A 25791-nucleotide genomic window follows, 5' to 3' on the forward strand; every position below is an offset into this window, starting at 1 on the left:
TCACCTCAGCTTCAGCGTGGACAGGCCCAGCAGGCACAGCAGCATGGTGATGATCCAGAAGCGGATCACGACCTGGGTTTCCTTCCAGCCGCTCTTCTCGAAATGGTGGTGCAGCGGCGCCATCTTGAGCAGGCGACGGCCTTCGCCATAGCGCTTCTTGGTGAACTTGAACCAGGTGACCTGCAGCATCACCGACAGCGCCTCGACCACGAAGATGCCGCCCATGATGGCCAGCACGATTTCCTGGCGAACGATCACGGCGATGGTGCCCAGCGAAGCGCCCAGCGCCAGCGCGCCCACGTCGCCCATGAAGACCTGGGCCGGATGGGCGTTGAACCACAGAAAGGCCAGACCCGCTCCGGCCATGGCCGCGCAATACACCAGCAGCTCGCCCGAGCCCGGGATGTGCGGGAACAGCAGGTACTTGGCGTAGCCGGCATTGCCGGTGACGTAGGCAAAGATGCCCAGGGCCGAGCCCACCATGATCACAGGCATGATGGCCAGGCCGTCCAGGCCATCGGTCAGGTTCACCGCATTGCTGGCGCCCACGATGACCAGGTAGGTCATGACCACGAAGCCGAGCACGCCCAGCGGGTAGCTGACTTCCTTGAAGAAGGGAACAAGCAGGCCGGCCTTGGGCGGCAGGTCCAGCGAAAAGCCCGACTGCACCCAGGTCACGAACAGCTCGAAGACCTGGGCATTGGTGTTCTCCGAAATGCAGAACACCAGGTAGAGCGCGGCCAGCAGTCCGATGACGGACTGCCAGAAATACTTCTCGCCCGAGCGCATGCCCTCGGGGTCCTTGTTGACCACCTTGCGCCAGTCATCGACCCAGCCGATGGTGCCGAAGCCCAGGGTGACCAGCAGCACGATCCAGACGAAGCGGTTGGACAGGTCGAACCACAGCAGCGTGGACACGGCGATGGACAGCAGGATCAGCGCCCCGCCCATGGTGGGCGTGCCGCTCTTGGCCAGATGGGTTTCCATGCCGTAGCCGCGCACGGGCTGGCCGATCTTGAGCGAGGTCAGCATGCGGATCAGGCGCGGTCCGGCCAGCAGGCCGATGACCAGGGCCGTGAGCGCGGCCATCACGGCGCGCATCGTGAGGTACTGGAAGACGCGCAGAAAGCCGAACTCGGGGGACAGGCCCTGCAGCCATTGGGACAGCATCAGCAGCATGCGGCCTCCTTCTTGCAACCGTCATCCTTGCCGGCCGCCTCGACCGCCTGAACCACCTGCTCCATCTTCATGAACCTCGAACCCTTGACCAGAATGCTACCCACCTCGGGCAGCGCGGCACAGGCTGCCTGTTGCAGCGAGGCCATGTCTTCGAAATGCCGGGCACCTGCACCGAATGCGGTGGCGGCGGATGTGCTTTGCGCGCCCAGCGTGAACAGCCGGGCAATGCCCAGGCTGCGCGCCAGCGCGCCCGCCTCGGCATGGAATTGCGGCCCCTGGTCGCCGACCTCGCCCATGTCGCCCAGCACCAGCAGCTGGGGAGCGGGCAGTTCGCGCAGCACCTCGATGGCCGCGGCCACCGAATCGGGATTGGCGTTGTAGCTGTCGTCGATCACGGTGACCGGGCGGCCTTGCACCGAAACGCTCAGCGCGCGCGAGCGGCCCTGCACGGGCTCGAACACGCTCAGGCCGCGTGCGATGTCGGCCAGCGGCACGCCGGCAGCCTGGGCGCAGGCCGCTGCGGCCAGCGCGTTGCGCACGTTGTGGCGGCCGGCGATGTGCAGGCGCACCGGCGCCTCGCCCTCGGGCGTGGCCAGGGTGAACTGCCAGGCATCGCCCAGCCACAGCGCGTCACGCGCGTGGATATGGGCGCCGTCGCCAGACTCGCCGAACAGCAGGCATTGGCGGGCGCCCGCCAGCTCACGCCACAGCGGCGTGTAGGTGTCGCCTGCGGGGAACACGGCCACGCCGTCGGCGGGCAGGGCCAGCAGCACGCTGCCGTTTTCGCGCGCCACGGCCTCGACCGTGTGCATGAATTCCTGGTGCTCGCGCTGGGCGTTGTTGACCAGGGCCACCGTGGGTTGGCCGATGGCGGCCAGCTCGGCAATCTCGCCGGGATGGTTCATGCCCATCTCCAGCACGGCCACGCGGTGCTGGCCAGTCATGCGCATCAGGCTCAGCGGCAGGCCGATGGAGTTGTTGAAGTTGCCGCGCGTGGCCAGCGCCGCCTCGCCCGCATGGGCACGCAGGATGGAGGCCACCATCTGCGTGACCGTGGTCTTGCCGTTGCTGCCGGTGACGGCGATCAGCGGCAGCGCAAAGCGCGCGCGCCAGGCCGTGGCCAGCGCGCCCAGGGCGGCCAGCGAATCGGGAACTTCGATGCCGGACAGGCCTGCAGCCTCCAGGCCGCCATGGGCCAGGGCTGCGGCGGCACCGGCCTCGCGGGCCTGGACCAGGAACTGGTTGGCATCGAAACGCTCGCCCTTCAAGGCGACGAACAGATCCCCGGCCTGCAGCGTGCGGGTGTCGGTGTGCACGCGCGTGAGCACGGTCTGGCCGTTGCCGACCAGCCGTGCCTGGGGGATATGCGACTGGATCAGCTCCAGCGCTTGTTGCAAGGTCATCATGACCGCTTCTTTCCTTCACGGGCCGCCAGCGCCTTGCGCGCCTCGGCCATGTCGGAGAACGGATGGCGCTGGCCTGCCGTCTCCTGGTAGTCCTCATGTCCCTTGCCGGCGATCAGCACCACGTCGCGTTCGCTGGCGTGCGCGATCGCCTGGGCGATGGCCGCCGCGCGATCGGCCTGGGACTGCAGGTTCTCGCCCGGCTGCATGCCGGCCAGGATCTGGTCGATGATGCGGTCGGGCACTTCGCTGCGCGGGTTGTCGCTGGTGACCAGCACGCAGTCGGCATTCTTCTGGGCGGCCTGCCCCATGAGCGGCCGCTTGGTGGCATCGCGGTCTCCACCGCAGCCGAACACGCACCACAGCCGGCCCTGGCGCTGCTCGGCGGCCGGGCGCAAGGCGCGCAGGGCCTTGTCCAGCGCGTCAGGCGTGTGGGCGTAGTCCACGGCCACCAGCGGCTGGCCGGGCTGGACGATCTGCTGCATGCGGCCGGGCACGGGTTCCAGGTGGGCGCAGGCAGCGACGGCCTGGTCCAGGCTCAGGCCCAGGCAGCGCAGCGCTGCCAGCACACCCAGCAGGTTGGATACGTTGTACTGGCCCACCATGCGCGTGTGCATGCGCAGGCTGTGGCCGGCCTCGATCACGGTGAAGCTCAGGCCCTCGGCGCCCAGCGCGATGTCCTTGGCCTGCAGGCGCGCCGCGCCCTCGATGGAAATGCTCCAGACATCGAGCGCGGCAGAGGATGGGCGCGACTGCAGCGTGGCCCACAGGCGCGCGCCGTGCGCGTCGTCCACATTGACGACGGCGGCCTGCAGGCCGGGCCAGTCGAACAGCGCGGCCTTGGCATCCCAGTAGGCCTGCATGCTGCCGTGGTAGTCGAGATGGTCCTGCGTGAAATTGGTGAACATCGCCACGCGGATGCGCGTGCCGTCCAGCCGGTGCTCGACGATGCCGATGGACGAGGCCTCGATGGCGCAGGCCGCCAGGCCCGCATCGGCGTACTCGCGGAATGCGCGCTGCAGCCGCACCGGGTCGGGCGTGGTCATGCCCGTGGATTCCAGGGCGGGCGGGATGCCCACGCCCAGCGTGCCCACCAGGGCGCAGCCGCTGCGTTCCTGCAGCTTCACCTGGGCCAGCGCATGCGCCAGCCACCAGGCCGTGGTGGTCTTTCCGTTGGTGCCGGTGACGGCCAGCACGTCGATCCGGGCGCTGGGATGCTGGAACCACTGGTCGGCGATCAGGCCCGTGGCGGCCTTGAGGCCGGGCAAGGCCGCAATGTGCTCGCCGGAAAAACCGAAGGGCTCGACGCCCTGCGCTTCGACCAGGCAGGCCACGGCGCCGCGCTCCAGGGCCGAGGCCACATGGGCGCGGCCATCGGTGGCCGCGCCGGGCCAGGCAATGAAGGCGTCGCCGGGCCGGACCTTACGGCTGTCGGTCTGCAGCGTGCCGCTGCCTTGCAGGCGGGCGGCCAGCCATTGGACAGCCTCGGTGGCCGACGACAGCATCAGCAGGGCTTGGGAGGAACTCATAGCGAGGGCTCCTCCACGGGATTGGCGACGATCAAGGGCTTGACTTCCATATCGGGCTGCACGCCCATCAGGCGCAGCGTCTGCTGCACCACTTCGCTGAACACGGGTGCCGCCACGGTGCCGCCGTAGATGGTGCCGGCACTGGGCTCGTCCACCATCACGGCGACGATGATGCGCGGGTTCTCGATGGGCGCCATGCCCGTGAACCAGGCGCGGTACTTGCCGGCGGCATAGCCCTTGCCCTGCTGCTTGCGGGCCGTGCCCGACTTGCCGCCCACCGAGTAGCCGATGGTCTGGGCGCGCTGGCCCGTGCCGCCGGGGCCGGCCGCCAGGGCCAGCATCTTGCGCACCTCGTTGGCCGTGCGCGGAGAGAACACGGGCACGCCCACGGGCGGCTCGTCGGTCTTGACCATGGTGGCCGGGATCACGCGCCCGCCGTTGGCAAAGACGGTGTAGCTGCGCGTCATCTGCAGCAGGCTGGCGGACAGGCCGTAGCCATAGCCCATGGTGGCCTGCTCCACCGGCCTCCAGGTCTTGTAGGGACGCAGGCGACCGCTGGCGGCGCCGGGAAAGGAGATCTGCGGCTTCTGGCCGAAGCCCACGGCCGAGAAGGTTTCCCACATTTCCTTGGCCGGCATCTGCAGCGCGATCTTGGTCGTGCCCACGTTGCTGGACTTCTGGATCACGCCGGCCACGGTGAGCAGGCCATAGTTGTGGGTGTCGGAAATCGTCGAGCCCGTGACGTTGACGCGGCCCGGCGTGGTGTCGATGGGCGTTTCCGGCTTGAAGCGGCCCGACTCCAGCGCCAGGCCGATGGTGATGGGCTTCATGGTCGAGCCGGGCTCGAAGGTGTCGGTGATGGCGCGGTTGCGCAGCTGCTCGCCCGTCAGGTTCTTGCGCTTGTCGGGCACGTAGCTGGGGTAGTTGGCCAGGGCCAGCAATTCGCCGGTGTGCGCATCCATGACCACCACGCTGCCCGCCTTGGCCTTGTGCGCGATGACCTGCTCCTTGAGCTTCTGGTAGGCGAAGTACTGGACCTTGCTGTCCACGGACAGCTGGATGTCGCGGCCGTCCTGAGGCGGCACTTCCTCGCCCACGCCCTCGACCACGCGGCCCAGGCGGTCCTTGATCACGCGGCGCGAGCCGGGCTTGCCACCCAGCTCCTTGTCGAAGGCCAGCTCCATGCCTTCCTGGCCATGGTCTTCCACATTGGTGAAGCCCACGATGTGGGCAGCCGATTCGCCTTCCGGGTACTGGCGCTTGTATTCCTTGCGCTGGTAGATGCCCTTGATGTTGAGGGCATGGATCTGCTGGCCCACGTCCCAGTCGAGCTGGCGCTTGATCCAGACGAAGGTCTTGTCCTCGTCGGCCAGCTTTTCCATCAGCGCGGGCAGCGGCATCTCCATGAGCGCGGCCAGCTGCTTGAGCTTGGCCTTGACCTCGGGGTCGTCCTGCTCGACATCTTCGGGAATGGCCCAGATGCTGGCGGCCGGCACGCTGGAGGCCAGGATCAGTCCATTGCGGTCCAGCAGGCGGCCGCGGTTGGCCGGCAGCTCCAGCGTGCGCGCAAAGCGCACCTGGCCCTGGCGCTGGAAGAAGTCGTTGCCGAACACCTGCACATAGGCCGCGCGTGCGCCCAGGCCGACAAAGCCCAGGCCCAGCATGGCCACGATCATCTTGCTGCGCCACAGGGGTGTCTTGGACGCCAGCAAGGGGCTGGAGGTGTAGAGCACGCTGCGCGTCATGGAGCCACTCCGGTGCGCGCATCGTCATTGACGTACTGGGCGATGGCCGGCGTGGCCGGCTTCATCTGCAGGCGCTCGCGCGCCATGACCTCGATGCGCTGTGGCGTGGCCTGGGCGCGCTTTTCCACCTGCAGGCGCTGCTGCTCGGTGGCCAGGCGGCGCGATTCGGCCACGGCGCGGTCCAGTTCGGTGAACAGCCGGCGCGACTCGTACTGGTTGTGCACCAGGAAGATGGCGCTGGCCATCACCGCCAGCAGCAGCACGAGGTTCAGGCGCAGCATGCCACGCCCTCCTCTTGCGCCAGACGACGGTGCGTGCGCTTCATGCAGGCACCTCGGTGCGGCGGGCCACGCGCATCACGGCCGAGCGCGAACGCGCATTGGCGGCGACCTCGGCCTCGCTGGGCTTGATGCGGCCCAGGGCTTCAAGGCGCATGGGTGTGGGCGCGGCAAAGGGTGCGCGCCGGTCATAGACTTCCTTGGAATGCCTGGCAATGAACTGCTTGACGATGCGGTCTTCCAGCGAGTGGAAGCTGATCACCACCAGGCGCCCGCCCGGCGCGAGCACGCGCAGGCTGGCCTCTAGCGCCTGTTCGAGTTCTTCAAGCTCGGCATTGATGAAAATCCGAAGAGCCTGGAATGTGCGTGTCGCTGGGTTCTGCCCAGCCTCGCGGGTCCGGACCGCGCCAGCCACGAGCTCGGCAAGCTCCGCGGTATTGCGAAGGGGCCCCTGGCTTTCGCGCCGAGCAACAATCGCCTTTGCAATGGGGCCAGCAAACCGTTCTTCGCCGTAGTCACGTATCACCTCCGCAATCTGCTGGGCATCGGCTTCCGCCAGCCAGTCCGCCACGCTCTGACCGCGCGTGGTGTCCATGCGCATGTCCAGCGGACCCTCGAAGCGGAAGCTGAAGCCACGCTCGGGGTTGTCGATCTGGGGAGAGCTCACCCCCAGGTCCATCAGCACGCCCTGCACGCTGCCGGCCGGCAACTCGCTGAGGTGGCGAAACCCTTCGTGCCGAATCGAAAAACGCGCATCGGTGATGCGCGCTGCCTCTTCGATCGCGTCCGGGTCCTTGTCGAACGCCAGCAAGGTCCCGCCCGGCCCTAGCCGCTGGAGGATGCGCCGGGAATGCCCGCCTCGCCCGAACGTCGCGTCCACCCATTGCCCGGCAACGGGCTGCGCGGCGCCGCCCAGCAGCGCATCGACGGCCTCGTCGAGCAAAACGGTGATGTGTTGCAACGGCTGATTCAAGAGAACGCCTCTTTCCTAGAAAGCAAAATCCTGGAAGGCCGCAGGCATCTCTTCCTGCATGGCCTTCGCTTCATGTGCCTCATAAGTGGCCTTGTCCCACAGCTCGAAATGGTTGCCCATGCCCAGCAGCACGACCTCCTTGGTCAGACCCACGGCGTCGCGCAACTCGGGCGACACCAGCACACGGCCGGTGGCATCCATGTCCACGTCCATGGCGTTGCCCAGGAAGATGCGCTTCCACCACTGCGCCGACATGGGCAGCTGCGCGATCCGCTCGCGGAACTGCAGCCACTCCGTGCGCGGGAACAGCATCAGGCAACCATGGGGGTGTTTGGTGAGGGTGACCTGGCCCTGCGCCATGGCCAGGAGGGCGTCACGATGCCGGGTCGGCACAGACAGCCGCCCCTTGCCATCGAGATTCAGCGAGGACGCCCCTTGAAACACGGTCAGTCACCCCGGTCGGTTGGAGCCATCGCGTCCCGGAAATCGGGGCACAAAGGCAACTTTCACCACTTAATTGCACTTTTTTGCACTGTAGCAGCAATTTGGTGTTTCACAACCCGGGAATGGACAATTATTTGCAATGAAATCAACAACTTAGAGATCGAATGCAATGTGAGTGATGACAAAAAACCGAGACTTTACAAGCACTTAGGGGAGTGATTGCAAGTGAACTCTCAATCCCGGCAGGCAATTGCAACGATTCAATTCGCTGGCGACCGGGTGCAACTCGGGCCGGCCTCCTACAAAAAGTGACTGCCCGGCAATGCGGGCAGTCACTTCGATGGCGGCTGCTCGGCCGCCGGGGCAGGCTTCAGAGGATGAAGCGAGACAGGTCTTCGTCCTGGCTCAGGGACTGCAGGCGCTGGTCCACGTAGGCCGCGTCGATGGTGACGGTCTGCCCCGAAAGCTTGGCCGCATCGAAGCTGACCTCGTCCAGCAGCCGCTCGAGCACGGTGGACAGGCGGCGCGCGCCGATGTTCTCGGTGCGCTCGTTGACCTCGAAGGCGATGCCGGCCAGCCGGGTGATGCCTTCGGGCGTGAACTCCAGCGTGACGCCTTCGGTGGCCAGCAGCGCCTGGTACTGCTTGACCAGGGAGGCATGGGTCTGGGTGAGGATGGCTTCGAAGTCCTGGACCGACAGCGACTCCAGCTCCACGCGGATCGGAAAGCGGCCCTGCAGCTCGGGGATGAGGTCGCTGGGCTTGGACAGGTGGAAGGCGCCCGAGGCGATGAACAGGATGTGGTCGGTCTTGACCACGCCGTACTTGGTGGAGACGCTGGTGCCCTCGACCAGGGGCAGCAGGTCGCGCTGCACGCCCTGGCGCGAAATGTCGGAGCCGCTGCTTTCCTGGCGCGTGGCGACCTTGTCGATCTCGTCGATGAAGACGATGCCGTTTTGCTCCGCATTGGCAATGGCGCGCGTGCGCACGTCTTCCTCGTTGACGAGCTTGGCCGCTTCCTCGTCGGTCAGCAGCTTCATGGCCTCGGCAATGCGCAGCTTGCGCGTCTTGCGCTTTTCCTGGCCCATGTGGCTGAACATGCCGCGCAGCTGCTCGGCCATCTCCTCCATGCCCTGCGGGCCCATGATCTGCACCTGAGGCGGCGCGTCGGCCACGTCGATATCGATTTCCTTGTCGTCGAGCTGGCCTTCGCGCAGCTTCTTGCGAAAGACCTGGCGAGCCGTGCTGTCGGCAGCCACCTCGCCGCTGCGGGCCTGGGGCACGAGCACGTCGAGGATGCGGTCCTCTGCAGCGTCTTCGGCGCGCAGGCGCAGCTTCTTCATGTCGGCCTCGCGCGTCTGCTTGACGGCGACCTCGGCCAGATCGCGGATGATGGCGTCCACGTCCTTGCCCACGTAGCCCACTTCGGTGAACTTGGTGGCCTCGACCTTGATGAAGGGCGCATCGGCCAGCCGCGCCAGGCGGCGCGCGATCTCGGTCTTGCCCACGCCGGTGGGGCCGATCATGAGGATGTTCTTGGGCGTGATTTCCTGGCGCAGGCCGTCGGCCACGTTCTGGCGGCGCCAGCGGTTGCGCAAAGCGATGGCCACGGCGCGCTTGGCACCGGTCTGGCCGACGATGTGGCGGTCCAGTTCGGAGACGATCTCCTGGGGGGTCATGGCAGAGGACATGGTGTGTATTCGAAGCATTGCGCCGCCAGCCCCGCTTCCGTTACCTGGCCGCTGGCGGCTATCCGTTTCAATGGCCGGGCGAGAACCGCCCGCGCCGCGAGGGTCTCAGAGCGTCTCGACCGTATGGTGCATGTTGGTGTAGATGCACAGCTCGCCGGCAATCGCCAGCGACTTGCGCACGATCTCCTCGGCCGACAGCTCGGTGTTGGTCAGCAGCGCCTTGGCCGCCGAGTGCGCGTAGGCGCCACCCGATCCGATGGCCACGATGCCCTGCTCGGGCTCCAGCACATCGCCGTTGCCGGTGATGATCAGCGAGGCCGATGCATCGGCCACGGCCAGCATGGCCTCCAGCCGGCGCAGCACGCGGTCGGTGCGCCAGTCCTTGGTCAGCTCGATGGCCGCGCGCGTCAGATGGCCCTGGTGCTTTTCCAGCTTGGCCTCGAAGCGCTCGAACAGCGTGAAGGCGTCGGCCGTGGCGCCGGCAAAGCCGGCCAGCACCTTGCCGTGGTAGAGCTTGCGCACCTTGCGCGCCGTACCCTTGACGACGATGTTGCCCAATGTGACCTGGCCATCGCCACCGATGGCGACCTGCACGCCTTCGGGGGTCTGCCGGCGCACGCTGATGATGGTGGTGCCGTGATACTGTTCCATAGCGGTGCCAGATGAGGGCGGCTCCCGTCTTCTCAAGAGCCCCTCCAAAGAATGCCGCCGCTCGGCAGGTCAGTCCCGTCTCGGCGTTACCTGCGCATGCTCCTGGATGCCGATCACATTGAAGAATACGGCCACCAGCTGGTGCAGCTGGCCGAACTGCAGCACATGGCCCAGCGACTGCATGTGGGCCGCCCAGTTGAGCACGGAGCCGGCCGCCGCAAAGTCCATGCGCACCAGCTGGGTGCAGTCGATGAACACCGGCTCGCCCAGGCTGGCGCCTTCCTGCACCGGGTCCAGCCAGGTGGAGGCATCGCCTTCGATGGTGCCGGACAGCGCAAATCGCACGGTATCCGCCGGGGCGGCAGCGCCCGGCTGCACAGGGGCTTGTGCACCGCCGGACTCGACGGCTTGCATCAGGCACTGGCAGACCGGGTCCACCCATGCAGGTGGCGAGACTTCGTAGGTCACGCAGTAGTCCAGGGCCACCAGCTCGAAATCATCCTGCCGGTTCATCAGGCGCAGCACGGCCATGCGCAGGCGCCACCACAGCGTATCCACAGCGGAGTCGCCCGAGGGAGCCAGCGCGCCCAGCAGCGCCTGCAGCCGGTCCGCGTTGAGCAGCACGAATACGCCCTGGGAATCGGCCCATTGCTGCAGCAGCGCCTCCAAGGCGGTGGCTGCCGCCTCGTCGATGTGGGTCACGGCAGCCCAGTCCAGGGTCCAGGGACCGGCGGCCTTGGCCTGGGAGGCCTTCAGCGCCGTGACGGCGCTGGGCGTGACCTGGGCAGGAGCGCTCCAGCGCCAGCCGCGCCCTGCCGCTGCGCCGGGAAGGGGCGCCATCGCGGCGGTGCGCTGCTGCGGCATCGCGAACCACTGGGGAGCGGAGCGGCCGAAGCGCGCCGCGAATTCAATGCCGGCCTTGTCGAACTGCAGCGGGCGATCGGCCGCGCGGTACAGGTCCAGCAAGGCCAGCCAGACCGGCAGCTGCGCAGGCACATCGCGCCGCTCGATCAGCTCCAGCATGCCCTGCTCGGCGCCGTCCACGTCACCATTGGCAAAGAGGATGGCCGGCTCTTCGAGGTCGGGATCGTGCTCGAACACCACGAAGGATGGCGGCACCATGTCCATGGGCTGCGGGGCAGAGACCTCGGTGGCCGCGAAGGCGGGCAGGAAATCGGTGGCCCCTTCCAAGGGCCGCAAGGGGCGGGCCATGGGCATGGAATCCATGAGGGGAGCCGTGGAGACGGACGGCACCTGCGGCGCAGGTGCCAGGCTCATGGGCAAGGTGGTGGCAAAGGCCGCCACATCGCCGGCCGAGGCGATGGCCGCAGGCACCACGTCGCTGAGCATGGGGATCTGGCCCGGCGGCGGCTGCTTGCGAAACGACGCCGGCGCGGGGTTGCCGCCAGCGGGCAGCGCCATGGGAATGGTGGTGGCGTCGGCCGCCTGCTTGCCCCGCCACCATTGCTGGGACATCTGGGCCTCGATCTCGTCGATCTTCTTGAGCGTGACGGCGCGCTCGCCGGAGGATTTGGAGCTCAGCAGGCTGCTGAGGAATTGCGAGCCCTGCGCAGCCGGTCCGGGCACGCCGACACCGACAGATGCGCTGCCCGGCCGGGAGGCCTGTTGCAACTCGGCCTGGCGCAGGCGGCGCAGCTGGTCGAATTCGCGCTTGCGTACGAAGTCGTTGCGGCGCTTGCGCTCGATCATTTCCTTGAGCGCCTGCTTGCTGTACTGGCTCTCCTGGTCAGCGTCGAGGCCGTCGAGATCGGACCAATTGACCGTCGGGTGGCGCACAAAGCGCACCACCTTGGACAACAACCCTCCCGATTTGCTGCTCTCTTCTTTTGCCATGGCGAATCAGATTAGCACCACCGTTCCGAAGGCCGTTGCCGCAACTCAATCTCCGTACATCTTCTGCTTGAGCTCGCGTCGCTGCTGGGCCTCCAGCGACAGCGTGGCCGTGGGACGGGCCAGCAGGCGGCCCACGCCGATGGGCTCGCCGGTTTCGTCGCAGTAGCCGTAGTCGCCTGCGTCGATGCGTGCAATGGATTGCTCGATCTTCTTGAGCAGCTTGCGCTCGCGGTCGCGGGTGCGCAGTTCCAGCGCGTGCTCTTCCTCGATGGTGGCGCGGTCGGCCGGATCGGGAACCACCACGGTGTCCTCGCGCAGGTTTTCTGCCGTCTCGCCCGCGTTGGTGTGCATGTCGTGCTTGAGAGTGAGCAGCTTCAGGCGGAAAAACGCCATCTGCTTCTCATTCATGTAGTCGTCATCGGACATGGCCAGCACTTCGGCATCCGTCAGCTCCTCCGCCGACTTGGTCTTCCAGGCATTGGCCAGCTTGGGGTCTCGTTTCGTCGATCCCGACGAAGGCGTTTGCGTAGTGGTAGGCATAGTGTTGGTTTCGCTAACTTAGTCCGAGCCGGGGGCATCGGACGGGGCCATGGATGGTACTGTCAATCGAGGCGCCCGGGTCGAATGCCATGTAGGACAGCCGATCGCCGCAGTTGCGGAACCTGCCGGCTTCCCCTTGCGGCGGGGTGCGGCAATCCAGGCCGTGCGGCGGCCGTGCGTGCAAAGAGCCCTTTTCCAGCCAGCGCGGGAGGCCAGGTCGACGACGCCGACCGCAGTGCGGACCGCGGCCTTCTGGCTTGCAGCCGGGGCCTGGGCGGCCACTGACGGCTTCTTGCTGGATTCGGCGCTCACTTGCTGTCTCCTCACGGTATGGGCGACCCCTGCGGGGCAGTCCATTGGGCTTGGGGGCTCTCTTCAGGGGCGCGATTGTATCGATGCTCTACAGGAGCGCAAGCCGTTGCACATACCCCACATGAAAGCAGAGGAACCGCCTGCAGATTCGGGCGGCTCCTGCGTCAATCAGATGTCAGCAAAAACCATGTGATTCCTCACAAAAGTTCACAGACGGCTCAGACCAGGCACTGCTCCAGGCCCTGCAGGAAGATGTCCTGGGGCAGGTCGATGCCGATGAAGACCATCTTGCTCTGGCGCTTTTCGTCTTCGGCCCATTGCGGTCCCAGGTCGCTGCCCATGAGCTGGTGCACCCCCTGGAAGATGACCTTGCGCTCCGTGCCCTGCATGTTCAGCACGCCCTTGTAGCGCAGCATGCGCGGGCCATAGATGTTGACGATGGCGCCCAGGAAGTCCTCCAGGCGGGCAGGGTCGAACGCGCGGTCGGCACGGTAGACGAAGCTCTTGACGTCGTCATCGTGGTGATGGTGGTGAGGATGATTGCAGTGTTCGCCGTGCTCGTGATCATGGGCGTGGCTGTGGGCGTGGTCGTGCCCGCAGTTCTCGTCATGCTCGTGGTCATGGCTGCAGTGCTCGCCATGCTCGTGCTTGTGATCATGGCCGTGGTCGTGATCGTCTTCCTTGAGGAAGTCGGGATCGATGTCCAGCTTGGCATTGAGGTTGAAGCCACGCAGGTCGAAGACTTCGTTCAGGGGCACTTCGCCGAAATGCACGGCGCGGATGGGCGCGCGCGGGTTCATGTGCTTGAGGCGGTGGATGAGCGCGTTCTTCTCGTCCTCGCTGACCAGGTCGGTCTTGGACAGGAAGAGCTGGTCGGCAAAGCCGACCTGGCGGCGCGCTTCCTGGCGGTCGTCCAGCTGCTGGTTGGCGTGCTTGGCGTCGACCAGGGTCAGGATGGAGTCGATGAGATAGGTCTCGGCGATCTCGTCGTCCATGAAGAAGGTCTGGGCGACGGGACCGGGATCGGCCAGGCCCGTGGTCTCGATCACGATGCGGTCGAACTCCACCAGGCCCTTGCGGCGCTTGGAGGCCAGCAGCTGCAGGGTCTCGCGCAGGTCTTCGCGGATGGTGCAGCAGATGCAGCCGTTGCTCATCTGCAGGATCTGCTCCTTGGACTCCGTCTTGAGAATGTCGGTGTCGATGTTTTCCTCGCCGAACTCGTTCTCGATCACGGCGATCTTCATGCCGTGGGACTCGCTGAGCACGCGCTTGAGCAGCGTGGTCTTGCCCGAGCCCAGGAAGCCGGTAAGGATGGTGACGGGAATCAGTGCCATGGGATTGCTTTCAGAAAATTCAGCAAAGGGAAGCGGCAAGGCCCGTCCACCATGGACGGGCCTTGTCGAAAAGACGTTCCGAATAAGTTTAGCGAGCCTGTCAAGTGCTGTTTTGCCAGAGGGCTTGGCCTTTTTTATTCGAGGTTGTCCTTTTCAGGGGTTTCGCCGATTTCGCCGACTTGCCTGCTGTCGCCGCTCTTGCGGCGCGCGCGCGGGTGGGCGCTCTCGTAGGCCTGGGCCAGATGCTGGAAATCCAGGCGCGTGTAAATCTGCGTGGTCGAGATGCTGGCGTGGCCCAGCAGCTCCTGCACGGCGCGCAGATCGCCACTGGACTGCAGCATGTGGCTGGCGAACGAATGCCGCAGCACATGGGGATGGACACCGGCCGACAGGCCGGACTGCTGCCCGCGCTGGCGCAGCCGCGCCCAGACCGACTGCGCGCCCAGGCGCTCGCCGCGCCGGCCGATGAAAAGGGCGGGTTCGTGCTGCGCAGCCTGCGCGGCCGCCCCCGCAAGACCCGTTTCCCGAAGGGCCAGCCAGCGCTGCAGCGCCTGCAGCGCGGCCGCTCCCACGGGCACGGTGCGGCGCTTGCCGCCCTTGCCCTGCACGTGGGCGTCGGCGGACTGCAGGTCTATCCAGCCACGGCCCTGGCGCTGCGTGTCCTGGCCGGGCGCCACGTCCAGCCCCACCAGCTCGCCCACGCGCAGGCCGCAGCTGTACAGCAATTCGGTGATGGCGGCGTCGCGCGCCTCGATCCAGGGGTCGGCATCGGCGTTGCTGAAGGCGGCCAGCTGCACGGCGTCATCCACGCCCAATGCCTTGGGCAGGGGTTTGGGTGCCTTGGGGCCGCGCACGCCCTCCACAGGATTGAAAGGCACCAGCGACTGCTGGGCCGCCCAGCGGAAGAAGCTGCGCCAGCCGGACAGGATGAGCGCAATGCCGCGCGGGCTGCGGCCCCGGGAATGCATCCGGGCCACGAAGCGGCGGATATGGGCGGGCTGCAGCGCCAGCAGATCCAGGCCGGCGTCGCGGGCCATGGCGCACAGCCGGGCCATGTCCAGCGCATAGAGTGCGCAGGTGCGGTCGGCCAAGCGCTTTTGCACGCGCACATGCTCCAGATAGGCATGGACGGCGGAGGGGAGCAGCGCCAGGTCCTCTGCCTCCAGATCCTCTGCCGGAAGGCCGCCTTCCGGGAGCCCGTCCCTGTCCGATGCCCCCGGCATGGGCTTTCAGCCGATCAGCCGCGCGCCAGGGTCAGCGCCACGGGCCGCATGCGCGAGAGGGCCGCGCTGGCCAGGGCCGCGATGCGCGAGAGGAATTCCGTGCCCATGGTGGCCTCGAAGCGCAACGGATCGGGCGAGCCCAGGACCAGCATGCCGAAGGCATGGGCCGGGTTGCCGGGGTCGCCATCGTGCAGGGTGAGCAGGGCCAGGGACTGGGCCGCGTCGGGATCGACCAGCCAGCCGCCGGGCTCGAAGCCCATGTTGGGGCCGCAAAACGGCATGGTCAGCGAGGCAGCGAAGGACTTGGCATCGTCGCTGACGCCCATGGTGTAGATGCTGCTGGTCTGCGCGCCGGAGACGTTCCACAGGCGCAGGGCCACCTGGGGCACCTCGAAGACATGCTGCAGGCTGGCCGTCAGCGCATGGGGCAGTTCGCGCAGGTCCTGGACCTTGGCCAGGGCGCAGCTCCAGGCGTGCAGCTTGTCGGCGATGGAGGCGTTCTCGCTGCTGTGCCGCATCATGTCCATGATGCGGTGCTCCAGGCCCTTGATCTTCTCGCGCAGCATCTCGGCCTGGCGTTCCTGCAGGCTTACGGTGCGCGGGCTGTGGCTGCTGACCAGCTGCACGCGCGCGAGCATCTCGGCGTGGCGCTCGAAGAATTCCGGATGGTTCAGCAGGTAGTCGGCAATCGTCTCTTCGGTGACGGCGATATCGGTAGTGCTGTTCATGGCTGGTCGGGAACCTCGATCTGTCCTTCAAAAACAAACTCTGCGGGGCCGGTCATGCGCACTGCGCCGCCGTCCCACTCGATGGTCAGCCGGCCGCCGCGGGTGTGCACATCGACGCGCGCGTCGAGCAGCCCCCAGCGGATGCCGGCCACCACGGCCGCGCAGGCGCCCGTGCCGCAGGCCAGCGTCTCGCCGGCACCGCGCTCGTACACACGCAGCCGGATCTGGCCGCGATCGACGATCTGCATGAATCCCGCATTGACGCGCTGGGGAAAGCGCGCATGGCGCTCGATCAGCGGGCCCCAGGTGGCCACGGGCGCATGGTCCACATCGTCCACCAGCTGCACCGCATGCGGGTTGCCCATGGAAACGGGGGCGATCCAGACCGTGGCCTCGTCGCCCAGCTGCAGGGGCCATTGCTGCGCCGCACCCAGCGGGCGGGGAACCAGGCCTGCACCATCGAAGGGCACCAGGGCGGGCTCCAGCACGGGCTGGCCCATGTCCACGGTGACGCGGCCATCGGCATGCAGCTCGGGGGCGATGAGGCCGGCCAGCGTCTGCACGCGGATGACGGACTTGTCCGTCAGTCCCTTGTCGTGCACATAGCGGGCAAAGCAGCGCGCGCCGTTGCCGCACTGCTCGACCTCGCCGCCGTCGGCGTTGTGGATCACGTATTCGAAGTCGATGCCTTCGGCGGGCGAGGGCCGCACCGTGAGGATCTGGTCGGCGCCCACGCCGAATTGGCGGTGGGCCAGAAAGCGGTACTGGGCTGCGCTCAGGCCCAGCGGGCCGGCGGTTTCGTCAAGGACCACGAAATCGTTGCCAGCGCCCTGCATCTTGGTAAAGCGGATCTGCATCCCGCGATTATCCCCTGCACGGCAGCCTCATGGCGCAATCCGGGGCATGCCCTGGCGCAGAGCGCCATCCAGCCGCCTGCGTCTCCGGCGCAACAGCACGATGCAGGTCCATCCGCATAATGCCCCCATGACCCGCCCCAGCCAGCTCCTGCACCCCCAGCGCCAGCCCGTAGACACGCTCAAGGCCTCCACCGTTTTGCTGATGCGCGACCGCGCCGATGGCAGCGGACTGGAAGTGCTCATGACAAGGCGCTCGCCCAAGGCCAGCTTCGTGCCCAGCGCCTATGTCTTCCCGGGCGGCGGCATCGAGGCCCAGGACGCCGCCGACGCCGCCCATGCCTGCGCCAGCACCCGCCCCGCCCAGGCCGGCGATGGCCTGCGCGTCACCCAGGCCATCGCCGGCCTGCGCGAGACTTTCGAGGAGCTCGGCATTTTGCTGGCCCACGATGCCCAGGGCCGACCGGTATCGGCCGCCGAGCTGGCCACGCTGGACCGCAATGCTCCCCTGGTTCCCCAGTGCGAGGCACGCGGCCTGCGCCTGGCCGTGGATGCGCTGTGGTACCTGGCCCACTGGACGGCCGACCGCGACCTGCCCCGGCGCTTCGATGTGCCCTTCTTCGTGGCGCGCATGCCCGAAGGCCAGGAGCCTGACGCCGACGGATCGGAACAGTTCGAGCCCATCTGGGTGAGCCCCCAGCAAGCGCTGGAGCGCCACCGCGCCGGCATCTTTCCCATGATCTTTCCCACCATCCGCACGCTGGACCGGCTCAGCCGCTTCGCGGGCACCGATGCCGTGTTCGCCGCCCTGCAAGGCGAGCGGCCGCTGTGGCAGTGCTGCCCGCGCACCGGCTTTCTCGATGGCAAGGAAGCCCGCCACATGGAGGACGAGGCCCCCTTCGGCGAGCTGGAAATGGTCTGCCCGGACGGCCAGATCCTGCACACGCTGGACTGGCAGAGCGAGCGCGCCGTGCCCTTGCGCAAGAACCTGCTGCGCCTGACGGCCCCCAACCCCGGCGTGATGACCGGCCCCGGCACCAACAGCTATCTGGTGGGCGATACCGCCACGGGCTACATCTGCATCGATCCCGGCCCGGCCGACGCCGCGCATGTGCAGCGCCTGTTCGAGGCGGCCGGCGGCGACATACGCCACATCCTGTGCACCCACTCCCACGCCGACCATTCGCCGGGCGCAGCCCTGCTGCAGGCGCTGGCGGTGCAGGCCGGCAAGCCACGCCCGGCCATCGGCGGCCTGCCTTCGGCACCCACGGCCCGGCCGGCCAGCCGCTTCACGCCAGACCACGTGCTGGCAGATGGCCAGCGCATCGCCGTGCAGGATGCGCAAGGCGCCGTCACCCACACGCTGCAGGCCGTGTTCACGCCGGGCCATGCGGCCAACCACGTGTGCTTTCTGCTGGAGGAAGATGCCCTGCTGTTCAGCGGCGACCACATCCTCAACGGCAGCACCACCATCATCGATCCGCCCGACGGCAACATGCGCGAGTACATCGATTCGCTGGACAGGCTGGACGCGCTGTGCGCCGCGCACGATGCGCGCTTCATCCTGCCGGCCCATGGCTATGTGCTGGGCTTTGCGCGCCAGGCGATCGCCAAACTCAAGGCCCACCGGCTGGCCCGCGAGGCCAAGGTGCTGGCCGCCATGCAAAAACAGCCCGACGGCAGCGTGCAGGACTGGGTGCGGCTGGCCTATGACGACGCCCCGCCCCAGCTGTGGCCGATTGCCGAGCGCTCGCTTCTGGCCCATGTGGAGCGCATCCGTGCGCTGTGCGGGCGGCAATGACCGGCAATGACCGACGACGCGCGCGGGGCCTGGTATCTGGTTAAGCTGCGCGCATGTCTGAATCTGAAAGCGTTCGCCTGGCCAAGCGCCTGGCCGAACAGGAACAATGCTCGCGCCGCGAGGCCGAGCTGCATATCACCGCCGGCAACGTCCAGGTGGACGGCAAGGTCGTGCAACTGCCCGAGACGCGCGTGCGCCCCGAGCAGCAGGTCACGCTGCGCAGCGGCGCCCAGCCCGAGGCCGTGCCGCCCGTCACCCTGCTGATGAACAAGCCTGCGGGCTATACCCAGGGCCGGCCCTATGGCCGGGTGCGCAGCGCCCACTCCCTGCTGGGCGAAGCCAGCATGGCCCAGGTGGACACGCCCATGCCGCTGCTGGTGCTGGCCCAGCACTTCAAGAACCTGGAATCCTTCCTGCCCCTGCCGCTGCCGGCCAGCGGCCTCATCGTCTACACCCAGGACAAGCGTGTGGCGCGCAAGCTGGGCGAGGAAGGCATGTGGCTGGAGCAGGAATGCATCGTCGGCGTCGAGGGCCAGATCCACGAGGACGGCCTGGAGCTGATGAAGGCCGGCCTGCCGATCGGCAAGCGCCAGCTGCCGCCCTGCCGCGTGAGCTGGCAGAACGAGAACCACCTGCGCTTTGCGCTCAAGGGCATCGCCCCCGACGAGATCGACGCCATGTGCACCGAAGTGGGCCTGCGCGTGGTCAGCCTGCGCCGCCTGCGCATTGGCCGCCTCTCTCTGGCCAAGGTGCCCGAAGGCCAGTGGCGCTACCTGATGCCCTGGGAGCGGTTCTAGGCCGGCATTGCCGGGTGCGCGGCGGGTAGCACATTCGGCAAATGAGAATCATTTCATAAAATGCGGGATTCCCGTGCTGCCTTCGGGCCTCCCGCATGCCTGCGCCCGCCTCTTCCTCTTCCCTGCTGAGCACCTTCCAGGACAGCTACCACGAGCTGGTGCGCTTCGTGGCGCGCCGCGCCGGCCCGCAGGCCGCGCGTGACCTGGTGCATGACGCCTGGATACGCCTGGCCGAACGCCAGCGCGGCGAAAGCGATGCGCCCGCCGCGCCGGACAGTCCGCCAGGCGCCAGCCGCGCCTATCTCTACGCGGTGATGGAGAACATCGCCATCGACCACCTGCGCCATGGCCAGCGCACGGCCGAGCGCTTTGACACCAGCGCGAGGGAAGGCGAGCCGCCCTCCCCCCTCAGCCCCGATGTGGCCGACACCCATTCCTACCGCCAGGCCCTGGCCGGGGTCGAAGGCGCCCTGGCGCAGCTGCCGGCGCGCTGCCGCGACATCTTCCTGGCCGACCGCATCGAGGGCGCCTCGCATGCCGAACTGGCCGAGCGCCACGGCGTCTCGGTCAAAACCGTGGAACGCGAGGTCATGCGCGCCATGGACAGCGTGGAAGCCTCGCTGCGCCGCTGGCGCGGAGAAACCGCCGCACCCGCACCACGCACGGGCCGCCGCCGCGCCCTGTCCACCCTGCTGGGGATGGCGGGCCTGGGTGTCGGCAGCCCGGCATTGTGGCTGGCCTGGCGCCAGTGGATGCCGCAGTACCAGGTGCGACTGGCCACGGCCACCGGCCGCCTGCTGAACCAGCCCCTGCCCGACGGCAGCACCCTGACGCTGGACGCCGCCAGCCGTGCCGAGGTGGACTTCTACGCCACGCGCCGCCAGGTGCGGCTGCTGGCCGGCAGCGCCTTCTTCGCCGTGGCGCGCGACACGGAACGGCCCTTCGTGGTCCAGGCGGCGGACGTACAGGTCACCGTGCTGGGCACGCGCTTCGAGGTGGCGCTGGAGGACGATGCGGTGCTGGTCGCCGTCGATGCGGGCCGCGTGCAGGTGCGCGACGGCAGCGGCGCCCGGCATGCACTGGGCGCAGGCCAGATGCTGCGCCTGGCGCCAGGCCAGACGGCCGCCGTGCGAACGGTTGCGGCAGTGGCCGCCTGGCGCGAGGGCTGGCTGGACTTCCAGAACACGCCGCTGGCCGAGGTCGCCCGCCGCCTGGAGCGCTACAGCCTGCAGCCACTGCGCGTGGAGCCCGACGCCGCCGCCCTGCCCGTGCTGGGGCGCGTGCGCATTGCGGCGGCCCAGGGCTGGCTGCGCATGCTCCCGCGCACCCTGCCGGTCAGCGTGCAGGAAGAGGAACAGGGCCCGGGAACCGGGCGCACCCTGGTCATCCGCCGCCGCAGCTGATGCGCTGATGCGCTGATGCGCCCATGGCCCCGGAATGCACGTCGCATGCGCACCAGGCATGAGGGAATGCCTGCGCCCGTTCGTATAGGCATGAGGACCCGGGAACGCGACGCATTCGCAGCCCGGGAATCGCCATTGCCCAGATCCGCCACGGGACCTTCCATGTCTTCATTCCCCTCCAAGCCTTCCCGCCTTGCCTGCAGCCTTGCCCGCCACCATGCCGTTGCCGCGGGCATCGCGCTGCTGGCCCTGCAGCTGTCTCCAGCCGCACTGGCCCAGGCAGCACCGGCCCCGGCCACGGCCGCCAGCACCGACTTCCACATTCCCGCCCAGCCGCTGGACCAGGCGCTGGCCCAACTGGCCCGCCAGGCTGGCCTGCAGCTGCTGGCCGCGCCTGAACTGGTACAGGGCCGCCGTGCGCCCGCCGTGGAAGGGCGCCTGAGCACCGCCGCCGCCGTGGCCCGGCTGCTGCGCGGCAGCGGGCTGGAAGGCCATGTAAGCCAGGGCACGCTGGTGGTGGAAAAGCCCGCCGGCACCGTGGCCCTGCCCGAAGTCACGGTGTCCGCCGTGGGCGAGACCACGACCACCGAGGGCTCGGGCTCCTACACCACGGGGCTGATGAGCACCTCGACCAAGCTGCCGCTGTCCATCCGCGAGACGCCCCAGTCCCTCACCGTGGTCACGCGCCAGAAGATGGACGACCAGGGCATGCTGTCCATCGACGACGTGGCCAACAGCGCCACCGGCATCACCATCAACCGCTGGAGCGACGACCGGGCGCGCTATTTCTCGCGCGGGTTCGTGATCGGTTCGTTCCTGCAGGACGGCGTGCCCGTCTCGTATGAAACCGACACCTCCACCTACGACACCATGGCCATGTACGACCACGTGGAAGTGGTGCGCGGCCCCACGGGGCTGATGACGGGCGTGGGCGACCCTTCGGGCACCATCAACTTCGTGCGCAAGCGCGCGCCGCGCACCACCCAGCGCTCGGTCACCCTGCGCGGCGGCAGCTGGAACCAGGCCGTGGGCGAGCTCGATGTGGGCGGCGCCCTCAACGAGGACGGTTCGGCACGCGGGCGTGTGGTGGCCTCGGCCCAGTCGCGTGACCACTTCATTGATGGCTACAGCAGCCGCCGCCAGCTGCTGTACGGCACCGCCGAGTTCGACCTGGGGCGCGACACCACGCTGAGCGTGGGCGGCTCCTATGTGAACGAAGACAACCCCGGCTCGCAATGGATGGGCGTGCCCATGGGCTTCGATGGCTCCTTCCTCGACATTGCGCGATCCAGGCGTTTCTCGCCCTCCTGGAGCAAATGGGACAAGAAGGAGGTCAGCCTGTTCGCCGACCTGGAGCACCGCTTCGACAACGGCTGGAAGGCCAGGCTGGCCGCGCGCGCCCTGCAGGCCAAGTCCGCGCTGGACGGCGCCTACCTGGTCTCGGGCGGCCTGGACGACCAGAGCCGCACGCGCTACGACGTGGCCGGCGGCCTGTACGACTACGACAAGCGCCAGCTCAGCCTCGATGCCTCGGCCCAGGGCCCCGTGCGCCTGTTCGGCCGCGAGCATGACCTGGCCTTCGGCCTCAGCCGCCGCACCATCCGCTGGAGCGACCAGGGCTACAGCTACCTGTCGCCCACGGGGGAATGGCTGATCGCCAATGGCGTCGATCCCTATACCTGGAACCCCGACTCGCTGGACCGCTCCGGCCTGCTGGCCGAAGACCTGTGGACGCGCCGCCAGAAGACCACGCTGACCTCGGCCTACGCCACGGGCCGCTTCCTGCTGGCCGAGCCACTGAACCTGATCGCCGGCGCGCGCCTGGACTGGTACGACTTCACCAACGTCCAGCGCCAGGGCAGCTGGAGCCGGGAGCGCGAATTCAGCGAGAAAGCCCATGCCACGCCCTATGCCGCGCTGACCTATGACATCAACAAGACCTACTCGGCCTATGCCAGCTACACCAGCATCTTCCGGCCGCAGGATTTTCTGGATGTCTCGGGCAGCATGCTGGCGCCGGTGGAGGGCCGCAACTTCGAGCTGGGCCTCAAGGGCAGCTACCTGGACGAGCGCGTGAACTTGGCCGTTGCCGTGTTCAACACCACGCAGGACAACCTGCCCCAGGCCATCGCGGACATCAACTCCTGCACGGTGAAGACCAATTGCTACCGCTCCGTCGGCAAGGTCAGGAGCAAGGGGCTGGACGTGGACATCAGCGGCGAGATCCTGCCGCGCCTGAACGCCGGCCTTGGCTATACCTTCACCCAGGCCGAGATCGCCAGCGACAGCACCGAAGGCGCCAAGGGCGCGCCCTATGCCAGCTACACGCCGCGCCACCAGCTCAAGCTGTCGGCCATGTACCACCTGGGCGGCGAGCTGGGCGCATGGCGCGTGGGCGGCGGCCTGCGCTACCAGAGCCGCACCACGTCCGAGTCGCTGACCAGCGCCGAGGGCTATGCAATCCGCCAGCCCGCCCATGCCGTGGCCGACCTGGTCATCGGCTATCGCGTGAACCGGCAGCTGGACCTGCAGATGAACATCAGCAACCTGTTCGACCGCCGCTATTTCGAGACCCTGGGCACGAACAACGGCGGCAACTATTTCGGCGTGCCGCGCAGGCTGCTGCTGACGGCCAAATACCAGTTCTGAACCGCCCATGAAAATGCCCCGCCGGTGGCGGGGCATGGAAGAAAGTGTGAAGCGCGCCGATAAGCCGGATTCTGTGCACGCGGTTGCCCGCATGTGACCGCCATTAATCTGGGCCGGGCGTCGCCGCCCGGCTCGGTGCTACCTACCCGCACACTCCGGGGGCCCCGTCAACGTGTGCCTACTTGGTATTGCTGCGCGTAGAGATTGCCCGTTTCACCTTGGACGGTTCCCGTCCAAGGTGGCTGTGGGTTCCATGCTTGCGCATGGACCGTATGGCTTGCGCCATCCGGTTCGGCTTTCGCCGACCCACAGAACACCCGGGGGGAATTGTTCCGTCCAAACTCGTCTCTGTTGCTCTGATCCTCACCTCACGGTGGACAGCCGTTAGCTGCTACGCTGCCCTGTGCAGTCCGGACGTTCCTCCAGTGCCGTGTTTCCACGATTGCACCAGCGGCGGTCTGGCGTGCTTCACGGGCGGCATTATCTCGCGGCTTGGGCCGGGCTGCAGGCAGATGGCGCAACAGCCTCACGGCGGCATGCAGAACTCGCGGCGGAATTGTTCGGGTGAGGTGCCGGCCTCGCGCTGGAACATGGCGATGAAGGCCGAGGGCGTGCTGTAGCCCAGGTCATAGGCGATCTGCTGCACGCTCAGGCCGGCCTCCAGCGCATCGATGGCCAGCAGGTAGCGCATGCGCTGGCGCCATTCGCCCAGGCCCATGCCCAGTTCGCGCTGGCAGTGGCGCGCCAGGGTGCGCTCGGTCATGTGCACGCTGGCGGCCCATTGGGCCAGGCTGCGGTGGTCCTCGGGCGCAGCGCGCATGCGGGTCAGCACTTCGACCAGGGCCGGGTGTTCGGCGGCCGGCAGATAGCCGGGCTCCACGGGGACGGCCCGCAACTGGTCGTAGAGCACACGGGCCAGGCGCAGGTCGGCGTCGGTGGCGGGAATGTGCACGTCGCGCACGGCAAAGTCGGCCAGGATGGCCTTGACGATGGCGCCGATGCGCATGGAGCAAGGCTGCGCCGGCAGCTCCCTGCACAGCGCAGGCGCCAGGTAGACCGAGCGGTAGACCACGGCGTGCGCCACATGGCAGCTGTGCACCACGCCGGGCGGCACCCAGACGCCGTACTGCGGCGGCGAGACCCAGCGCTGGCCTGCCGTGTCCATGCACATGCTGCCGTGGGGCGTGTAGTTCAGGTGACCCCAGCTGTGGCTGTGCGGCGGCACCTCGGTGTCGGCGCCGAATTCGTCGTAGCGGAAGTAGTACTCGCCCGGCACATCCTCGACGTTCTGGATGCGCATGGGCTTGCTGGGACGGGGCATGGCGGATGGTCCGGGTTGCGCTATCGATTGTCCGAAACCAGGGATGCACTCCAAGTCGGACAGAACGATCATAGGACCAGTCTTAGGAGTCTTCCAATGGGGTCTTACCTTTTCCCTTTGATCGCCGTGCTCATCTGGTCGGTCAATACCGTGGTCAGCAAGATGGCGGCCGACAGCATCGGCGCGGCCGAGATCGGTTTCTACCGCTGGCTGGTGGCAGCCGTGCTGTTCACGCCTTTCCTTTTGCCGTCCATCTGGCGCCAGCGCGCCGACATCCGGCCGCAGCTGCCGCGCCTCATCGTGCTGGGAATGCTGGGCATGGTGATCTACCAGAGCCTGGCCTATTACGCGGCCCATATGACATCGGCCACGCACATGGGCCTGATCGGCTCGCTCACGCCCATGATGGTGCTGGGCCTGTCCACCGCCATGCTGGGCCAGGCGTTGAGCCGGGGCGCCGTGCTGGGCTGCGTGCTGGCGATTGCGGGCGTGGCCCTGGTGGTGTCTTCGGGGCAGCCTGCCACCTTGCTCACCCAGGGCCTCAATGGCGGTGACGCGCTGATGTTCGTGGCCATGCTGGCCTATGCGGTCTACAACATCCTGCTCAAGCGCTGGCCCATGCCGCGCCTGGCCACGGTGCAACTGCTGTACCTGCAGATCCTGGTGGCCGTGATCGCGCAGCTGCCGCTGTTCCTGATGGCGCCGCGCACGGGGTTGAACGCGGCCAACCTGCCGCTGGTGGGCTTTGCGGGCATCATGGCCTCCATCGCCGCGCCGCTGCTGTGGATGATGTCGGTGGCGCGCATCGGGCCGGGCCGCTCCAGCATGTTCTTCAACCTGGTACCCATCTTCACGGCCGTGATCGCCTTCATGGCATTGGGCGAGCCCCTGGCGGCCTACCACGCCGTGGGCGGCGTGCTGACCATCGGCGGCCTGCTGCTGGCCGAGCTGTGGAAGCAGCCCTTGCGTGCGCCGCGTGCCGCCGCCACCGCCTGAAAAAATCAGGGTTTTCCCGAACGCAAATGGTGCACGCATGCCGCATGCCGGTGCGGCGCCCGCACCATTGCTGCCCATAAGAATTTG

Annotated in this window: 21 protein-coding genes and 1 other RNA gene; 5 read left to right on the forward strand and 17 right to left on the reverse strand. The window is 67.6% G+C overall.

Annotated elements, in window-relative coordinates; all coding sequences use genetic code 11:
- The 15 genes from mraY to dapF all read right to left on the reverse strand — a co-directional run bounded on the left by mraY (window position 1) and on the right by dapF (window position 16740).
- A complete protein-coding gene (gene mraY / locus ACF8O7_RS05560) occupies window positions 1–1179 on the reverse strand; it encodes a phospho-N-acetylmuramoyl-pentapeptide-transferase (RefSeq protein WP_016448034.1) in 1179 nt (392 codons plus the stop codon).
- Complete coding sequence (gene murF, locus ACF8O7_RS05565; protein WP_047217442.1) at window positions 1170–2585, reverse strand: UDP-N-acetylmuramoyl-tripeptide--D-alanyl-D-alanine ligase; 1416 nt, start codon at window positions 2583–2585, stop codon at window positions 1170–1172. Before murF ends, mraY begins: the two co-directional genes overlap by 10 nt.
- Entirely contained in the window at window positions 2582–4111 is a 1530-nt protein-coding gene (locus ACF8O7_RS05570) for a UDP-N-acetylmuramoyl-L-alanyl-D-glutamate--2,6-diaminopimelate ligase (protein WP_016453129.1), read from the reverse strand. Before ACF8O7_RS05570 ends, murF begins: the two co-directional genes overlap by 4 nt.
- Window positions 4108–5856: a penicillin-binding protein 2 gene (locus ACF8O7_RS05575; protein ID WP_013804112.1), complete on the reverse strand. Its 1749-nt coding sequence runs from the start codon at window positions 5854–5856 to the stop codon at window positions 4108–4110. The genes ACF8O7_RS05570 and ACF8O7_RS05575 overlap by 4 nt, the downstream gene beginning before the upstream one ends.
- The gene (gene ftsL, locus ACF8O7_RS05580; protein ID WP_012203393.1) at window positions 5853–6137 is read right to left on the reverse strand and encodes a cell division protein FtsL; all 285 of its coding nucleotides are present in this window, start codon (window positions 6135–6137) and stop codon (window positions 5853–5855) included. Before ftsL ends, ACF8O7_RS05575 begins: the two co-directional genes overlap by 4 nt.
- Before the next feature lie 40 nt (window positions 6138–6177).
- Window positions 6178–7107 carry a 16S rRNA (cytosine(1402)-N(4))-methyltransferase RsmH gene (gene rsmH, locus ACF8O7_RS05585; RefSeq protein WP_126312866.1) on the reverse strand — a complete coding sequence of 310 codons (930 nt, stop codon included), beginning with the start codon at window positions 7105–7107 and terminating at the stop codon, window positions 6178–6180.
- Window positions 7108–7122: 15 nt separating this feature from the next.
- The gene (mraZ, locus tag ACF8O7_RS05590) at window positions 7123–7551 is read right to left on the reverse strand and encodes a division/cell wall cluster transcriptional repressor MraZ (RefSeq protein ID WP_026062826.1); all 429 of its coding nucleotides are present in this window, start codon (window positions 7549–7551) and stop codon (window positions 7123–7125) included.
- Between the two features lie 370 nt (window positions 7552–7921).
- Window positions 7922–9241, reverse strand: coding sequence for an ATP-dependent protease ATPase subunit HslU (gene hslU, locus ACF8O7_RS05595; RefSeq protein ID WP_193616008.1), 1320 nt, complete (start codon window positions 9239–9241; stop codon window positions 7922–7924).
- A gap of 105 nt (window positions 9242–9346) precedes the next feature.
- Complete coding sequence (hslV, locus tag ACF8O7_RS05600; protein WP_016448040.1) at window positions 9347–9892, reverse strand: ATP-dependent protease subunit HslV; 546 nt, start codon at window positions 9890–9892, stop codon at window positions 9347–9349.
- Between the two features lie 69 nt (window positions 9893–9961).
- Window positions 9962–11746, reverse strand: coding sequence for an STAS domain-containing protein (locus tag ACF8O7_RS05605; RefSeq protein WP_193616007.1), 1785 nt, complete (start codon window positions 11744–11746; stop codon window positions 9962–9964).
- Between the two features lie 45 nt (window positions 11747–11791).
- Window positions 11792–12286, reverse strand: coding sequence for an RNA polymerase-binding protein DksA (gene dksA / locus ACF8O7_RS05610; protein ID WP_016448042.1), 495 nt, complete (start codon window positions 12284–12286; stop codon window positions 11792–11794).
- Between the two features lie 530 nt (window positions 12287–12816).
- Complete coding sequence (locus tag ACF8O7_RS05615) at window positions 12817–13932, reverse strand: GTP-binding protein (RefSeq protein WP_016448043.1); 1116 nt, start codon at window positions 13930–13932, stop codon at window positions 12817–12819.
- A gap of 134 nt (window positions 13933–14066) precedes the next feature.
- On the reverse strand, window positions 14067–15155 hold the full coding sequence (locus ACF8O7_RS05620) for a tyrosine recombinase XerC (protein ID WP_126312865.1): 1089 nt from the start codon (window positions 15153–15155) through the stop codon (window positions 14067–14069).
- 14 nt (window positions 15156–15169) lie between these two features.
- A complete protein-coding gene (locus tag ACF8O7_RS05625) occupies window positions 15170–15883 on the reverse strand; it encodes a DUF484 family protein (RefSeq protein WP_016448045.1) in 714 nt (237 codons plus the stop codon).
- Window positions 15880–16740 carry a diaminopimelate epimerase gene (dapF, locus tag ACF8O7_RS05630; protein ID WP_016448046.1) on the reverse strand — a complete coding sequence of 287 codons (861 nt, stop codon included), beginning with the start codon at window positions 16738–16740 and terminating at the stop codon, window positions 15880–15882. The genes ACF8O7_RS05625 and dapF overlap by 4 nt, the downstream gene beginning before the upstream one ends.
- A 127-nt stretch (window positions 16741–16867) precedes the next feature.
- Here dapF and ACF8O7_RS05635 point away from each other — a divergent pair, with 127 nt between their 5' ends.
- From ACF8O7_RS05635 to ACF8O7_RS05650, 4 genes are all read left to right on the forward strand, one after another.
- Window positions 16868–18538 (forward strand): MBL fold metallo-hydrolase, encoded by a 1671-nt coding sequence (locus tag ACF8O7_RS05635; RefSeq protein WP_126312863.1) that lies wholly within the window; start codon window positions 16868–16870, stop codon window positions 18536–18538.
- A gap of 53 nt (window positions 18539–18591) precedes the next feature.
- The gene (locus ACF8O7_RS05640; protein ID WP_012203381.1) at window positions 18592–19335 is read left to right on the forward strand and encodes a pseudouridine synthase; all 744 of its coding nucleotides are present in this window, start codon (window positions 18592–18594) and stop codon (window positions 19333–19335) included.
- Window positions 19336–19430: 95 nt separating this feature from the next.
- A complete protein-coding gene (locus ACF8O7_RS05645; protein ID WP_209798906.1) occupies window positions 19431–20738 on the forward strand; it encodes a sigma-70 family RNA polymerase sigma factor in 1308 nt (435 codons plus the stop codon).
- 162 nt (window positions 20739–20900) lie between these two features.
- Window positions 20901–23387, forward strand: coding sequence for a TonB-dependent siderophore receptor (locus ACF8O7_RS05650; RefSeq protein WP_209798908.1), 2487 nt, complete (start codon window positions 20901–20903; stop codon window positions 23385–23387).
- 44 nt (window positions 23388–23431) lie between these two features.
- On the opposite strand, the gene rnpB is transcribed toward ACF8O7_RS05650, so the two are convergent.
- Window positions 23432–23857, reverse strand: an RNA gene (gene rnpB, locus ACF8O7_RS05655) — RNase P RNA component class A.
- 56 nt (window positions 23858–23913) lie between these two features.
- Window positions 23914–24708, reverse strand: a complete 795-nt coding sequence (locus ACF8O7_RS05660; RefSeq protein WP_016453123.1) for a helix-turn-helix domain-containing protein — start codon at window positions 24706–24708, stop codon at window positions 23914–23916.
- Between the two features lie 96 nt (window positions 24709–24804).
- On the opposite strand from ACF8O7_RS05660, the gene ACF8O7_RS05665 reads away from it, so the two are divergent.
- Window positions 24805–25704, forward strand: a complete 900-nt coding sequence (locus ACF8O7_RS05665) for a DMT family transporter (RefSeq protein ID WP_034366269.1) — start codon at window positions 24805–24807, stop codon at window positions 25702–25704.
- Window positions 25705–25791 lie beyond the last annotated feature (87 nt).

Origin of the sequence: Delftia sp. WSY_16 (assembly GCF_043104415.1) — a bacterium.
In the GTDB taxonomy this organism is placed as follows: domain Bacteria; phylum Pseudomonadota; class Gammaproteobacteria; order Burkholderiales; family Burkholderiaceae_C; genus Comamonas; species Comamonas tsuruhatensis.